The sequence below is a fragment of the Streptomyces sp. NPDC030820 genome (assembly GCF_055572075.1).
Window position 1 is genome coordinate 353,584 of record NZ_JBVIEB010000007.1, and the last position, 14,011, is coordinate 367,594.

Here is a 14,011-nt window from a genome sequence, read left to right on the forward strand (position 1 = left end):
AAGTCATTGACTGTCGGGCGGTCGCGTTCCTATGCTCTGCGGCCATGGAGCTGATCCAGAACACCGCCGATCTCTCTGCGTACTTGGCCGCGGACGAGGTCATCGACCATCACCATCCCGTGGTCCGCGAGACGGCCGGAAGACTGGCCGCCGGGGCGGCCGACTCGTATGCCTATGCGCGGGCAGCCTATGAATTCGTCCGGGACACCATCCCGCACTCCCAGGACTCCGGCGACCTGCGCGTCACCTGGCGCGCCTCCGACGTGCTCGCCCTGGGCACGGGCATCTGCTACGCCAAAGCCCACGCGCTGGCCGCGCTGCTGCGTGCCGAGGACATCCCCGCGGCCCTCTGCTACCAGCGGCTGACGGACGACGAGGGCGGCCACGCCGTGCACGGTCTGGTCGCCGTTCGCTTCCACGGCGCCTGGCACCGACAGGACCCGCGCGGCAACAAGCCGGGCGTGGACGCCCAGTTCTCCCTGGACGGCGAACGGCTGGCCTGGGTCCCCGACCCCGCGGCCGGTGAGCTGGACTACCCGGTCCTGTACGCCGAACCGCACCCGGTCGTCCTCGACGCCCTGAAGGCGGCCCCCGACCGGCCGTACCTGTGGAGGACGCTCCCTGACGCACTCTGAAGCCAAGGGACGACCGTCGCCCCGAGCGAGGACGGGGCGGCGCTTTTGGCGGGGAACCGGTCGCCACAGGCAAGTTGGCGAACGCGCCGCCGACGGCCGGGTGCTCGGCGGCAAGCGGTCAGCGATACGTCGATTGCCGCACACCTGAAACCGACGGCTCTTCAGCCCCCTGGGGGCGCGGGGAACTGCGCGACGAGCCCCCACCGGCCCGCAGCCGAAGAAACCGCCGAAGCCCCCAAGCCCCGGTCAAGGCGCCGCAGGTCACCTCGCGTCGGCCGCCCGCAGCTCCTCCACCGTCGGTGCCGTACCCCCCAGATGGGCGGGCAGCCACCAGGAGTCCGTGGAGTCCTTGGGGCGGCCCGGGTAGGCGCGCTGCGCGGCCTCCAGCAGCTCCTGGACGCTCTCGCGCAGCCGACGGGTGATGGCGCCCGCGTACTGGTCGCGGGGTGCCTCGACCGCCTCGCCGACGCGGATGGTGACGGGCAGGTGGTTGCGCCTGAAGTTGCGCGGGTGGCCCTTCGTCCACAGCCGCTGGGTGCCCCACACCGCCATCGGGACCAGCGGGACGCCGGCGTCCTGGGCGAGCCGGGCCGCACCGGACTTGAAGCTCTTCAGCGTGAACGACTGCGAGATGGTGGCCTCCGGGAAGACCCCCACGACCTCACCGGAGCGCAGCGAGTCCAGCGCGTGCGCGTAGGCCGCCTCGCCCTGTTTGCGGTCCACCGGGATGTGCTTCATGCCGCGCATCAGCGGACCGGAGATCCGGTGGCGAAAGACGGACTCCTTGGCCATGAAGCGCACCAGGCGCTTCTGCGGCAGGGCCGCCAGGCCGTTGAAGACGAAGTCCAGATAGCTGATGTGATTGCTCACCAGCACGGCGCCGCCCGAGCGCGGGATGTTCTCCGACCCCTGGCAGTCGATCTTCAGGTCCCAGACCTTGAACAACGTCTTGGCGAATCCGATGACGGGACGGTAGACCAGCTCTGCCATGGGCGGGACGGACCCTTTCTGCTCTGCTCGGGAAAGGGGGCTCCCGGCGGGTAAGTTACGCAGCCGTAGGTTTACGGCGTCTCGCAGATCGTGCCCGAAGAACGGACGGGTAGCCAGTCCTGGTGCCCGGCGGTGGCGAGATTCTCGTCACGTCGGCGTACATCCCACCTTGGATCTTTGAAGGCCTTTTACTCCGCCCGTACGGTGGCCCTCTTCAGAAGCAGGAACATCTCGCATCCCAGGCAGTAGCCGAACGCCGCGTTCAGGAACGCGGCGGCGAGAGCCGCGCCGGTCGCGGCCAGTCCCAGCCACTGCGGTCCCACGGTGAACCCGACGAGACCGAGCCCCGCGAACACCAGACCCACGGCCTGCGCGAACCGCGGCGGTTCCGGCGGCTCGAACTCCTTGGGCGGCCCGAGCCGCGGCCGTACGGCCGTACGGAACGCCCAGCCGTACGGCGAACGCTGCACGCCCGCGGCCGCGCCCACCGCGAACACCAGCGTCTGCCAGCCCAGCACCCAGGAGTTCTGCAGGATCAGTGCCACGGCCAGAACGGCCGTCATCACGGCCGCCCCGAAGCGCGGCCCCCTCACGTCGATGTCCATGAATCCAGCATTCCGCAACGGAAACTGCGGCGGGAGGCGGGAATCTTTGCAGTCTGATGAATGCTTGTGCAGATGATGACCGGAGTGGTGGTGTGCGTGGCGGTGCTCGTCGTGGCGAGCGCCTACGGAGTGCTGCACAAGCGGCGGAGCGGGAGAGTACGGGTGCGCGGGCGGGACGAGGGCAAGCGGCTGGGCGTCGCCGAGCTGGGCGGCGACCTCGGTGAGCGGGCCACGCTGGTCCAGTTCTCCAGCGCCTTCTGCGCGCCCTGCCGGGCCACCCGGCGTGTCCTCGGCGAGGTCGCCGGAATGGTCCCCGGAGTGACCCACATCGAGATCGACGCCGAGGCCCGTCTGGACCTGGTACGCGAACTGGAAATCCTGAAGACGCCCACCGTGCTGGTGCTCGACGCCGACGGACGGGTCGTACGGCGCGCCACCGGACAACCCCGTAAGGCCGACGTCATCGCGGCACTGGGCGAGGCCGTGTGAGGGGGCCTCAGGAGACAGTGCGGTGCCTTCCGCATCCCGGACCGTGCTTGACTGGGCGCACCAACTATCGTCAGCCTGACCGTATGCCGACCGAACTCCTTCTCCATGGGCGGGTCCACGTCGACCTCGCCCGCACCGCGAGCGCCATCTGTCCGGGCTGTTGAGACCCGACGGCCCAGTTCGCGACCTCCAGCAGAAGGACAACTCCATGACGGCCTCGCCCGACCTCGGCACTGTTCAGCTCGCCTCTCCCGACCTGTTGCGCTCCACCTTCCGTCGGCACGCCGCCGGTGTGGCGGTGATCACCGCGCGTGGTGCCTCCGGCCCGGTGGGCTTCACCGCCACCTCCCTCACCTCGGTCTCCGCCGAGCCCCCGCTCGTCTCCTTCGGCATCGGCACGGGCGCCTCCAGTTGGCCCGCGATAGCCGAGACGGACCACATCGGCGTCCACATACTCGGTGAGCACCAGCGCGAGCTCGCCGCCACCTTCGCCCGCAGCGGCGCCGACCGCTTCGGTGCGCCCACCGCCTGGCGCGAGGGCCCGGAAGGCGTACCGGTGCTCGACGACGTGCTCGCCTGGCTGGTCTGCCGGATCGTCGGCCGGGTCCCGGCCGGTGATCACCGGATCGTGCTCGCCGAGGTCGTCCTGGGCGATCCCACGGGCGCCGGTCGCCCCCTCCTCTACCACCAGGGCCGCTTCAACGGCTTGCGGGATTGATCACGCCGCCGTGTCCTGCGCGCGCGTCGAGTTCCGGTTACGCTGCGTTGCGAAGGTCACAGTTCAAAGCGCTTGCTTAGCGGGCATGAACTGGGTGTACTGACGAGTAATATTTCGGTCGGAGCGCGCGGACGCCCCGACCGGGATCGGCCGCTTGAGGCGCCTATGCTGCGTGCAAGAGGCAGCCCGGAAATGACGATGCAGTAGGAGAGCCGGCGTGAGCTTGAGGATCGTTGTCACTGTGAAGTACGTGCCCGACGCCACTGGCGACCGGCACTTCGCCGATGACCTGACCGTCGACCGCGACGACGTGGACGGTCTGCTCTCCGAGCTGGACGAGTACGCGGTCGAGCAGGCCCTGCAGATCGCGGAGAACGCGGACGACGCCGAGGTCACCGTTCTGACGGTCGGCCCCGAGGACGCCAAGGACGCGCTCCGCAAGGCCCTGTCGATGGGTGCCGACAAGGCCATCCACGTCGAGGACGACGACCTGCACGGCACCGACGCCATCGGCACCTCCCTGGTGCTGGCCAAGGCGATCGAGAAGGCCGGCTTCGACCTGGTCGTCTCCGGCATGGCGTCGACGGACGGCACGATGGGTGTCGTACCGGCGCTGGTCGCCGAGCGTCTCGGTGTCCCGCAGGTCACCCTGCTGTCCGAGGTCTCCGTCGAGGACGGCACGGTCAAGGGCCGTCGCGACGGCGACGCCGCCTCCGAGCAGCTGGAGGCCTCGATCCCGGCGGTCATCTCCGTCACCGACCAGTCCGGTGAGGCGCGTTACCCGTCCTTCAAGGGCATCATGGCGGCCAAGAAGAAGCCGGTGGAGTCCTGGGACCTGTCCGACCTGGACATCGAGGCCGAAGAGGTCGGCCTGGACGGCGCGCTCACCAAGGTCGAGGCCGCGAACGAGCGCCCGGCGCGCACGGCCGGCACCATCGTCAAGGACGAGGGCGAGGGCGGCAAGCAGCTCGCTGAGTTCCTCGCGAGCCAGAAGTTCATCTAAGGGCTCGCCCCCGCTGACCGCCCCTCAACTTCCGTTTTCGCAGGAGAGCAATCCCATGGCTGAAGTCCTCGTCTACGTCGACCACGTGGACGGTGCCGTCCGCAAGCCCACCCTGGAGCTGCTGACCCTGGCCCGCCGCATCGGCGAGCCCGTCGCCGTCGCCCTGGGCAACGGCGCCGCCGACACCGCCGCCACACTCGCCGAGCACGGCGCGGTGAAGGTCCTCACCCACGACGCCTCCGAGTACGCCGACTACCTGGTCGTGCCGAAGGTGGACGCTCTGCAGGCCGCCTACGAGGCCGTCTCCCCGGCCGCCGTGCTGGTCCCGTCCTCCGCCGAGGGCAAGGAGATCGCCGCCCGTCTGGCGCTGCGCATCGGCTCCGGCATCATCACCGACGCCGTCGACCTGGAGGCCGGCGACGAGGGCCCGGTGGCCACCCAGTCGGTGTTCGCCGCGTCCTTCACCACCAAGTCCCGCGTCATCAAGGGCACCCCGGTCATCACGGTCAAGCCGAACTCGGCCGCCGTGGAGGCCGCCCCGGCCGCGGGCGCCGTCGAGGCCCTGTCCGTGACCTTCTCGGACCAGGCGACCGGCACCAAGGTCACCGCCCGCACCCCGCGTGAGTCCACGGGCCGTCCGGAGCTGACCGAGGCCGCGATCGTGGTCTCCGGCGGCCGTGGTGTCAACGGCGCCGAGAACTTCTCGATCATCGAGGCGCTGGCCGACTCCCTCGGCGCGGCCGTCGGTGCCTCGCGTGCCGCCGTCGACGCCGGCTGGTACCCGCACACCAACCAGGTCGGCCAGACCGGTAAGTCGGTCTCGCCGCAGCTGTACATCGCCAACGGCATCTCCGGTGCGATCCAGCACCGTGCCGGTATGCAGACCTCCAAGACCATCGTGGCCGTCAACAAGGACCCCGAGGCCCCGATCTTCGAGCTGGTCGACTACGGCGTCGTCGGCGACCTGTTCGACGTCGTCCCGCAGCTGACCGAGGAGATCAAGGCCCGCAAGGGCTGAGCCTCACCCAGGCACGTCCGAGGCCCCGGTGACCGACGCGGTCACCGGGGCCTCGGTGCATCCTGGTGAGGATCCGTCGGGCCTCGACCACGGTGCGGACGGGGTGTTGACCAGCGAGAACCACCCGGATAACTTCATTCTACGGATTGTTGATTCCGTAAAGCGGAAAATTGGAGGGTGTGGGATGGGTCAGCAGGAGAAGGTGGCGACAAGCCTCGCGGGCGCCGTGAGCGAGGAGATCAGCGCCTCCCTCGCACCGGTCGACGCGGAGCTGGAGCGCCGCTACCCCGGGGACCCCGGCACCCGGCAGCCCGTCCACACCGTCTACGTCCCCGGTGACGCCTTCGCCGCCGACACGATCCGCTCCTGGGGCGAGCAGGCCCTCGCCGCCCTCGACGAACACGCCCCCGACGCCGCCTCCTTCGCGGCTGTCCTGGGCCTCTCGGACGAGCTGGCCGAGCCGGTCCACTCCCGCGTCCGCGCCAAGCTGGAACGCGAGCCGATCGAAGACCTGCGCGTCGACTTCGAGGACGGCTACGGCCCCCGCCCCGACGCCGAGGAGGACCAGGCGGCGGCCCGCGCGGCCCGGCTGATCGCGCAGGCGTACGAGAACGGCACGGCAGCGCCGTACATGGGCATCCGCATGAAGTGCATGGAGGCGGCGGTACGGGACCGGGGCATCCGCACCCTCGACGTCTTCCTCACCGGCCTGGTCGAGTCCGGCGGCCTGCCCGAGGGCCTGGTCCTCACCCTGCCCAAGGTGACCTACCCCGAGCAGGTCGGCGCGTTCGTGCGCCTGCTCGAGGACTTCGAGAAGGTGCATGGCCTGGACGCCGGCCGGCTCGGCTTCGAGATCCAGATCGAGACCAGCCAGTCCATCCTCGCCACCGACGGCACCGCCACCGTCGCCCGGATGATCCAGGCCGCCGAGGGCCGCGCCACCGGGCTGCACTACGGCACCTTCGACTACAGCGCCTGCCTCGGCGTCTCGGCCGCCTACCAGGCCAGCGACCACCCCGCCGCCGACCACGCCAAGGCGATCATGCAGGTCGCGGCGGCGGGCACGGGGGTGCGCGTCTGCGACGGCTCGACCAACGTCCTGCCCGTCGGCCCGACCGCGAAGGTCCACGACGCCTGGCGGCTGCACTACGGCCTCACCCGGCGCGCCCTGGCCCGCGCCTACTACCAGGGCTGGGACATGCACCCCGGCCACATCCCGACCCGCTACGCCGCCGTCTTCGCCTTCTACCGCGAGGGCTTCGAGCAGGCCGCCGGCCGCCTCGCCCGCTACGCCAACCGGGCCGGCGGCGACGTCATGGACGAGCCCGCCACCGCCAAGGCCCTCAGCGGTTATCTGCTGCGCGGCCTGGACTGCGGCGCCCTCGACATCGCCGAGGTCGCCCGCCTCACCGGCCTGACCCGCGCCGACCTGGAGGGCTTCGCCGCACCCCGGCGCGGTGACCTGACGGCATCCGCCAAGTAACGGCAGCGAACCGGTCCCCAGCCCCGGGCGGGCACCGCCGCGCGCTCCAGCGGGAACATCCGGTCGCCGTGCAACAGCCCGGCGTCGGCGGGCCAGGCGCCGGGACAGGGCAGCGGACGGTCGCGGGGAGCGTCGGCGAGGCCGAGTTCCTCCAGGCGCGGCCGGTCACGGGCGGTTCAGTCGGCCGGCGGCAGCTCGCCCGAGCCGCGCGTGATCAGCCGGGTGGGCAGTTCGATGCGCTCCGGTGCGACGAGGCCGCTGTCCAGCTGACGGAACAGGCGCTCGGCGGCGGTACGGCCCAGGGCGGCCGCGTCCTGGGCGACGACCGTGACGCCCGGCTGGAGCAGATCGGCCAGCTCGATGTCGTCGAAGCCGACGAGGGCGACCCGGCGGGACTGCTCGGCGAGCACCCGGATCACGGTGACCGTCACCCGGTTGTTGCCCGCGAAGATCGCGGTGACGGGGGCGGGACCGGAGAGCATCTCCTCCGCCGCCCGGCGCACCCGCTCCGGATTCGTCTGCCCCAGGGACATCCAGGCCTCCTCGACCGGTATCCCCGCGTCCTCCATGGCCGCCCGGTAGCCGCGCAGCCGCTCGGCGGCGGTGTGGATGCGCGGCATGTCGCCGATGAAGCCGATCCGGCGGTGGCCATGGGCGATGAGATGGGCGACACCGTCCCGGGCACCGCCGTAGTTGTCGGAGAGGACCACGTCGGCGTCGATGCGCCCGGCCGGCCGGTCCACGAAAACGGTCGCCACGCCCGCCCTGATCTCCGGTTCGAGATAGCGGTGGTCGTCCCCGGCCGGGATCACCACAAGCCCGTCCACCCGCCGTGCGCACAGCGCCAGCGCCAGCTCCTGCTCGCGCTCCGGGTCCTCGGCGCTGGAGCCGTTGATCAGCAGGGCGCCGTGGGCCCGGGCCACCTCCTCCACGGCACGGCTGAGCGGGCCGTAGAAGGGGTCGGCGAGGTCCTCCAGGACCAGGCCGATGCTCGCCGTACGGCCCTTGCGCAGCACCCGGGCGCTGTCGTTGCGGCGGAAGCCCAGCGCCTCGATCGCCTCCTGCACCCGGCGCTCGGTGTCCGGGGTGACGCCGGGCTCGCCGTTGACCACCCGGGAGACCGTCTTCAGGCCGACCCCGGCCCGCGCCGCCACGTCCTTCATGGTCGGGCGGTTGCCGTAACGGGTGCCGGAAAGGCTGTCTGTGCGGCGGGTGGTCTCGGGCACGATGCGGCGTCCTGTCCTGTCGTCCGTCTGGTCACGGAGCCGGTGCGTCCGGGCTGGTGCGCCGGTGCGTAAGGGGTGGTGCACCCCGGGTGATGCGCCGATCCGTGATTTGTATGAGGATGTGGCCTCGAGCATAGGGCCTGGACAACGTTGTCAGCTGCGCGAGAGACTGTCCATCGCTGTCTGTCGGCCTGCGCCCCACCGTGTGACCGGCCTGCGTGTCCTTGGTTCTCAAGCTTCAACGGGGAGATCTGACTCTGATGCACACCGACCTCGTGGCGGCCCTGGACATCGGCGGCACCAAGATCGCCGGCGCCCTGGTGGACGGCGGCGGACGGATCCTGGCCCGGGCCCAGCGCGGTACGCCCGCCCAGCAGGACGGCGAAACGGTCATGCGGGCCGTCGAGGGGGTCCTCGGCGACCTCGCCGGGTCTCCGCTGTGGGAACGCGCCGGCACCGTCGGCATCGGCAGCGCCGGCCCGGTGGACGCCTCGGCGGGCATGGTCAGTCCGGTGAACGTACCGGGCTGGCGGGACTTCCCGCTGGTCGAGCGGGTGCGCGCGGCCACCGGCGGTCTGCCGGTCGAGCTGATCGGCGACGGCGTCGCGATCACGGCGGCCGAGCACTGGCAGGGAGCCGCGCGTGGCCACGACAACGCGCTGTGCATGGTGGTGTCGACCGGCGTCGGGGGCGGCCTGGTCCTGAACGGCCGGCTGCACCCCGGGCCGACCGGCAACGCCGGGCACATCGGTCACATCAGCGTCGACCTCGACGGCGATCCGTGCCCGTGCGGCTCGCGCGGCTGTGTGGAGCGGATCGCGAGCGGCCCGAACATCGCCCGCCGTGCCCTGGACCAGGGCTGGCGTCCCGGCCCCGACGGCGACACCTCGGCCGCCGCCGTGGCCGCCGCCGCCCGCGAGGGCGACCCGGTCGCGATGGCCTCCTTCGCGCGTGCGGCACAGGCGCTGGCCGCTGGTATCGCGGCCACCGCGACCCTGGTCGAGATCGACATCGCCGTGATCGGCGGCGGTGTCGGCAAGGCGGGCGACATCCTCTTCACCCCCCTGCGCAAGGCGCTCGCCGACTACGCCACGCTGTCCTTCGTCCAGCGCCTGCGGGTCGTGCCCGCGCAGATGGGTACCGACGCGGGACTGGTCGGCGCGGCGGCCGCCGCGCTGGCGCGGAGGCCGGACGCTACGGCGGGGGTCTGAGCGACAGCGCTGCTCGCTGGAGCCACCGCACATCGGACACAACCCCGCGCCCCTGGGGAGTTGCAGCCGCCGCGCCCGTATCCGCGCCGCACCTGGGCAGGACGGCCCGCAGTCACAGTCAGCAACTCACTTGCGCGTCCGCCCAGTCCGCATGGTCCGAGTCGATGCCGTCGCCCGCGTCGGTGACGACCAGGCGGACCACCTGGGCGCCGGTGACGTCGGCGGTGAGGGGCTGGGCGGGCATCGCGTTGGTCAGGACGCCGGTCGAAGCGACCTTCGTGCCGTCGGCCCAGATCTCGAAGGTCACGGTGCCCTTGGTGCCCTTCTCGTCGTCGACGCCGACGTCCGCGGTGACCTTGCTGCAGGCTTTGCCGGTGTAGAAGGAGACGTCGCTCAGGGCATGCACGCCGAGGCCCTTGGCGTACACCGTGCCGCCGATGGTGATCGGGTGGCCGTCGCCCGCGGCGCTCTCCCCGTTGCTGGTGTCGCGCTCCACCGGCCCCCAGCCGCTGGTCGCCGACAGCCAGGGCAGGTCGCTGAGGTACGACGTCCCGGCCGGCGGCCGGACGACTACGGACGCGGTCAGCGCGAGGGTGCTGGTGACGCCTTGTCCGGCCGGTGAGAGGTAACGCGCCTGGAGGGTGAGGCCGTAGGAGCCGGTCGGTGTTCCGGCCGGAGCGGTGACGGTCCAGCCGGTGCGCAGGGTGCTGCCGGTGGCGAGGGCGTCGGCCGTGGTCGGCGACGAGGGCCGTACGGTCCACCCGTCGGGGCCGGTCAGGGACACGGACACCCGGCGCGCCGGAGTGCGGCCGAGGTCGGTGACGGTGCTGGTCAGCGTGGCCGGTGTAGCCGCTTCCAGCAACGGGCTGTCGTCCAGGCCCAGTTCGGTGGCGGGCGGGTGCGCGGCCCAGCGTGGGTCGGCCGAGACGCGCAGCAGGACCGTGCCGTGGGCGGGGACGGTGGCCGCGATGGTGCCGGCGGTGTTGTAGCTGCGGTGCTGCCACAGGTCGCGCAGGGTGTAAGCGGTGGCGTCGGGCAGGCCGACGGCGGATGTGGTGGTGGCGATCCGCTGGGCGGTGCCGGACTCGTTGAACAGGGCGACCGCGCGGCTGCCGTCCTTCATCTCCTTGGCGATGACCCAGCGTCCGCCCGCCGAGGAGACGACCGTGCCCTGCTTGCCCAGCGGGTCCTGGTCGACGGCGATGACCTCCTTGTTGTCCAGGATGTCGAAGGTCGCCTGGGAGGCCTTGCGCAGATCGGTCCCGATCAGCAGCGGTGCGGCCATGACCGACCAGAGGGAGAAGTGCGAGCGGTACTCGGTGCCCGTCATGCCGCCGTTGCCGACCTCCAGCATGTCGGGGTCGTTCCAGTGGCCGGGTCCGGCGTACGGCGCGAGCGGCAGGTTCTGCTTCAGGATGGACAGCATCGAGGACCAGTTGTCACTGATGTCGCCGGTGGTCCGCCACAGGTGGCCGATGTCGGACGCCCATTCCCAGGGCTTGTTCTCGCCCCACTCGCAGATGCTGTAGACGATGGGCCGACCGGTCGCCTTGAGGGCGTTCCGCATGGTGGTGTACCGCTGCTTGGCGTCGACGCCCTGGTTGTTGCAGTTGTCGTACTTCAGATAGTCCACGCCCCAGTCGGCGAACTGCTGCGCGTCGCTGTACTCGTGGCCGAGCGCGCCGGGGAAGCCGGCGCTGTTGCAGGTCTTGGTGCCGGCGCTGGTGTAGATGCCGAGTTTGAGCCCCTTGGCGTGGACGTAGTCGGCGACGGCCTTGATGCCGTTCGGGAAGCGGGCCGGGTCGGGCACCAGCTTGCCGCCGGCGTCGCGCTGCGGCAGGGCCCAGCAGTCGTCCAGGTTGACGTACTGGTAGCCGGCGTCCTTCAGGCCCTTCGCCACGAAGAGGTCGGCGATGCCCTTGACCATGCTCTCGTTGAAGTCCGCGCGGCAGTGCGTGGAGTTCCAGTTGTTGAAGCCCATGGGTGGAGTGAGGGCGAGGCCGTCGGCCAGTGCGGGAGCGGCCGGGTTCTGGGCGGGGCCTGCCAGCGCGGGGCCGGCGAGGCCCGCCGCGCACAGCAGGCCTGCGGTGAGTGCTCCCACGACTCTTCGGTGGGTTGTGCGGGCGTGGCGGGTCGTGCGGGTGTGAGGTTGACGCATCGTTGACGTTCCTCCGACTCGCGAATGGTGGCTGACGACAGGGCGGCGCCTGGGCGTCATATATGTGTCAGCTGTGCGCGATTACGGTAGGACGTGTCGGACTGTGTTGGAAGAGGTGTGTCGCCACTGTTCGATACGCCGTCAGAAACGCTGGGGGCAGGGCCGTTTCGTTCACTCACTGCTGTCGCGCGTTCGGATGTGTGCGCTTCCGGGGCTCATGCCCCGTCGTCGACGCGACCCCAGCCGGGCAGCGGAGGCTGGGGCCAGGCGGGTGGGGCGGGGAGGAGAGGCGCCGGGCTGTCCGTCGTCAGTACGCCGGCCGGAGTCCGTCCGCTGAGCCAGCCGAGCACCTGGTGCCCGGCCCCGGCGACCGAGGGCCCCTCCGCCGCCATGGACCAGCGCCGGCCGAGATCCACGGCCACCACCGAGGCGAGCGGAAAGCCCTGGGCGCGCAGCGTGGTGAGGGTGTCGTCCAGTGCCCAGGAGACATAGCTGTCGGGCCACTGCTCGGTGCCATGGCCGAGGCCCAGGTCGAGGCGGTGGGTCTCCAACTCCCGCAGGCAGCGCAGCAGGAGGTACCAGGCCGGGTGCCGCCAGCCGGCCAGTGCCGCGACCGGACGGTCCCAGGCGGGGGCGGGGATGTCGCGCGCCTGCGCCGTGAACCGGTCCAGGCTCTCCCGCAGCCGGGCCAGGAGCCGGTCGGTGGACAGGGCCGCGTCCCGCTCGATCGCCGCGGACAGCGTCGCCGCGTTCGCGCGTGGACCCGGTTCGCGGCCGGTGTGTGCGAGCCGCAGGAGCCACACATAGGCGTCGACGCTGTGGGCGACGTGGGCGAGCACATGGGCGCGCGTCCAGCCGGGCAGTTCCGAGGGGGCGCGGAGTCCGCCGTCGGACAGGCCGGCCGCGGTCCGTAGGAGCCGGTCGCCGGAGCGCCTGATGTCCTCGATGCGGTCGCCTCCGGCGGGGAAGGCGGCGAGCTCGCTCACCGGAACTCCCGCACGACTTCGATACGGCCGACGATATGGGCGTTGAACTCGTCCAGCTCCTCCGCCGGAACCCACAGTTCGAGGATGGTCTCGCCACCGGCCTGGCGGACCGGATAGCGGCCGAGGAACTCCGTGTCGACCTCGAAGCGGGTCACGAAGCCGGCGCCGTCGTGCTTGACGTTCCAGTCCCGGGCGATGCGGATCGCGTAGTCCTCGTTGAGGACCGGGTAGAAGATCGGCTGCTCCGGGAGCCGGGGCGGCCAGGCCCGCCAGCCGAGCGCGCGGACCAGCTCCAGCTCCTTGGGGCCCGTCGGTCGCCAGAGGGTCGTCGTCAGGGGCGGGCTGGTCATGATGTCGCAATTCTGGTCGGGGCCTGCCATGGCAGCGGGAGGGCCGGGACGTCGGACGATACCGGCCCCATCCGGGAGCGGACCAGCGGGTTTCGGCGGGACCACCCTCACGGCGCCGCGAACCGCCGTGCCAGGTCGCGGTGTTGGGCGGCTGCTCGCGCCACCCGGGGCCGGCCGACGGTCGCCCCGGCTGCCCGGCTGCCCGCAGGTGCCGGTCCCGGGGGTGCTCGCGGCAGGGCAGGCACCTGACGCGCTCGGGTGCCGTGAGACGAGAGCGCGGGGCACCCGCAACCCGTATCCCGTGGTGGCCTCGGCGGACAGCGTGCCGACCAGACCGAAGGCGGCGGTGACAATGCGCACCGCCGCCGCATCGCCGTGCGCCTCGACGTGGCGGCGACCGCCGGACTCCTCCATGCGCCCTCCCACCGGTCGTCACCCGGCTTTCCCGCGCGGTCGTCACTCCGGCTCTTCCATCGGAGGTCACCCGGCTTTCCCGCCCGGTCGTCACTCCGGCTCTTCCATCGAAGGTCACCAGGCCTTCCCACCCGGTCGTGACCCGGCCCTCCTTCCGGAGGTCACCCGGCTTTCCCACGCGGTCGTCACTCCGGCTCTTCCGCCGGACGTCACCCTGGCTCTTCCGCCGGGACGTCACCCTGGCTCTTCCGCCGGGACGTCGCCCGGCCCGCCCATCCGGTCGTCGCCCCGGCCTTCCCACCCGGTCGTCGCCCCGGCCTTCCCACCCGGTCGTCCCTCCGGCTCTCCCGTCGGACGTAACCCGGCCCTCCCACCGGAACGGCGGGTATCCGCGTGACCCTTGGCCGGATCCGCAGTTGGTCAGTGCATGAAGAAGCGCAGCATGCTCGCCATCGCCAGCCTGGCCACCGGATTCGTCGTGGCCGCCGTCACGCCCTCCCACGCGGCGGACCATGGACCCCTCAAGGACCTCAAGGTCTCGGACACTCTCGACACGGCCGGTCACCTGGCCGGCCAGGACAGCTTCGCCGTCGACGACGACGCCCTCGGCGGACAGGAGTAGGGCCCACGGCCCACGGCGCGCGTGCCGGTGTCCCCGTCGCAGGGGGCACCGGCACTGCCGTTCCGGCGCGCTCACCGGGGCGGGGTTTCCGTGGCAGGGTGGA

The 14,011-nt window shown here is 71.5% G+C and carries 15 protein-coding genes; 9 read left to right on the plus strand and 6 right to left on the minus strand.

The features are described 5' to 3' along the window. The first annotated feature begins 44 nt into the window (after positions 1-44). Positions 45-635 carry a transglutaminase domain-containing protein gene (locus ACZ418_RS21630; protein ID WP_468365157.1) on the plus strand — a complete coding sequence of 197 codons (591 nt, stop codon included), beginning with the start codon at positions 45-47 and terminating at the stop codon, positions 633-635. 261 nt (positions 636-896) lie between these two features. On the opposite strand, the gene ACZ418_RS21635 is transcribed toward ACZ418_RS21630, so the two are convergent. Together ACZ418_RS21635 and ACZ418_RS21640 are read right to left on the minus strand one after the other, a co-directional pair. Beyond that, the gene (locus ACZ418_RS21635) at positions 897-1,625 is read right to left on the minus strand and encodes a lysophospholipid acyltransferase family protein (protein WP_468365159.1); all 729 of its coding nucleotides are present in this window, start codon (positions 1,623-1,625) and stop codon (positions 897-899) included. A gap of 188 nt (positions 1,626-1,813) precedes the next feature. Continuing rightward, a complete protein-coding gene (locus ACZ418_RS21640; RefSeq protein WP_468365162.1) occupies positions 1,814-2,230 on the minus strand; it encodes a DUF4395 domain-containing protein in 417 nt (138 codons plus the stop codon). Between the two features lie 75 nt (positions 2,231-2,305). Between ACZ418_RS21640 and ACZ418_RS21645 the strand changes: the two genes are divergently transcribed. The 6 genes from ACZ418_RS21645 (at position 2,306) to ACZ418_RS21670 (ending at position 6,941) form a co-directional block, all read left to right on the plus strand. After that, the gene (locus ACZ418_RS21645; protein ID WP_468365508.1) at positions 2,306-2,719 is read left to right on the plus strand and encodes a TlpA family protein disulfide reductase; all 414 of its coding nucleotides are present in this window, start codon (positions 2,306-2,308) and stop codon (positions 2,717-2,719) included. A gap of 83 nt (positions 2,720-2,802) precedes the next feature. After that, positions 2,803-2,883 carry a putative leader peptide gene (locus ACZ418_RS21650; RefSeq protein ID WP_351617915.1) on the plus strand — a complete coding sequence of 27 codons (81 nt, stop codon included), beginning with the start codon at positions 2,803-2,805 and terminating at the stop codon, positions 2,881-2,883. Between the two features lie 44 nt (positions 2,884-2,927). Then, positions 2,928-3,437 (plus strand): flavin reductase family protein, encoded by a 510-nt coding sequence (locus tag ACZ418_RS21655; protein ID WP_468365165.1) that lies wholly within the window; start codon positions 2,928-2,930, stop codon positions 3,435-3,437. Between the two features lie 217 nt (positions 3,438-3,654). Next, positions 3,655-4,440 carry an electron transfer flavoprotein subunit beta/FixA family protein gene (locus ACZ418_RS21660; RefSeq protein WP_468365167.1) on the plus strand — a complete coding sequence of 262 codons (786 nt, stop codon included), beginning with the start codon at positions 3,655-3,657 and terminating at the stop codon, positions 4,438-4,440. Between the two features lie 55 nt (positions 4,441-4,495). Continuing rightward, positions 4,496-5,458 (plus strand): electron transfer flavoprotein subunit alpha/FixB family protein, encoded by a 963-nt coding sequence (locus ACZ418_RS21665; RefSeq protein WP_468365170.1) that lies wholly within the window; start codon positions 4,496-4,498, stop codon positions 5,456-5,458. 184 nt (positions 5,459-5,642) lie between these two features. Continuing rightward, positions 5,643-6,941, plus strand: a complete 1,299-nt coding sequence (locus ACZ418_RS21670) for a DUF6986 family protein (protein ID WP_468365173.1) — start codon at positions 5,643-5,645, stop codon at positions 6,939-6,941. 176 nt (positions 6,942-7,117) lie between these two features. Here the strand turns inward: ACZ418_RS21670 and ACZ418_RS21675 are convergent, their stop codons facing one another. Continuing rightward, positions 7,118-8,167 carry a LacI family DNA-binding transcriptional regulator gene (locus tag ACZ418_RS21675; RefSeq protein ID WP_468365175.1) on the minus strand — a complete coding sequence of 350 codons (1,050 nt, stop codon included), beginning with the start codon at positions 8,165-8,167 and terminating at the stop codon, positions 7,118-7,120. A 260-nt stretch (positions 8,168-8,427) separates the two neighbouring features. Here ACZ418_RS21675 and ACZ418_RS21680 point away from each other — a divergent pair, with 260 nt between their 5' ends. Continuing rightward, positions 8,428-9,378 carry an ROK family protein gene (locus tag ACZ418_RS21680; RefSeq protein ID WP_468365177.1) on the plus strand — a complete coding sequence of 317 codons (951 nt, stop codon included), beginning with the start codon at positions 8,428-8,430 and terminating at the stop codon, positions 9,376-9,378. A gap of 118 nt (positions 9,379-9,496) precedes the next feature. On the opposite strand, the gene ACZ418_RS21685 is transcribed toward ACZ418_RS21680, so the two are convergent. The 3 genes from ACZ418_RS21685 to ACZ418_RS21695 form a co-directional block, all read right to left on the minus strand. Further along, positions 9,497-11,536 carry an NPCBM/NEW2 domain-containing protein gene (locus tag ACZ418_RS21685; RefSeq protein WP_468365180.1) on the minus strand — a complete coding sequence of 680 codons (2,040 nt, stop codon included), beginning with the start codon at positions 11,534-11,536 and terminating at the stop codon, positions 9,497-9,499. Positions 11,537-11,751: 215 nt separating this feature from the next. Further along, the gene (locus ACZ418_RS21690) at positions 11,752-12,522 is read right to left on the minus strand and encodes a maleylpyruvate isomerase family mycothiol-dependent enzyme (RefSeq protein ID WP_468365183.1); all 771 of its coding nucleotides are present in this window, start codon (positions 12,520-12,522) and stop codon (positions 11,752-11,754) included. Continuing rightward, positions 12,519-12,872: a hypothetical protein gene (locus ACZ418_RS21695; RefSeq protein WP_468365186.1), complete on the minus strand. Its 354-nt coding sequence runs from the start codon at positions 12,870-12,872 to the stop codon at positions 12,519-12,521. Before ACZ418_RS21695 ends, ACZ418_RS21690 begins: the two co-directional genes overlap by 4 nt. Positions 12,873-13,713: 841 nt before the next feature. On the opposite strand from ACZ418_RS21695, the gene ACZ418_RS21700 reads away from it, so the two are divergent. Continuing rightward, positions 13,714-13,908, plus strand: a complete 195-nt coding sequence (locus ACZ418_RS21700; protein WP_468365189.1) for a hypothetical protein — start codon at positions 13,714-13,716, stop codon at positions 13,906-13,908. Positions 13,909-14,011: the final 103 nt, after the last annotated feature.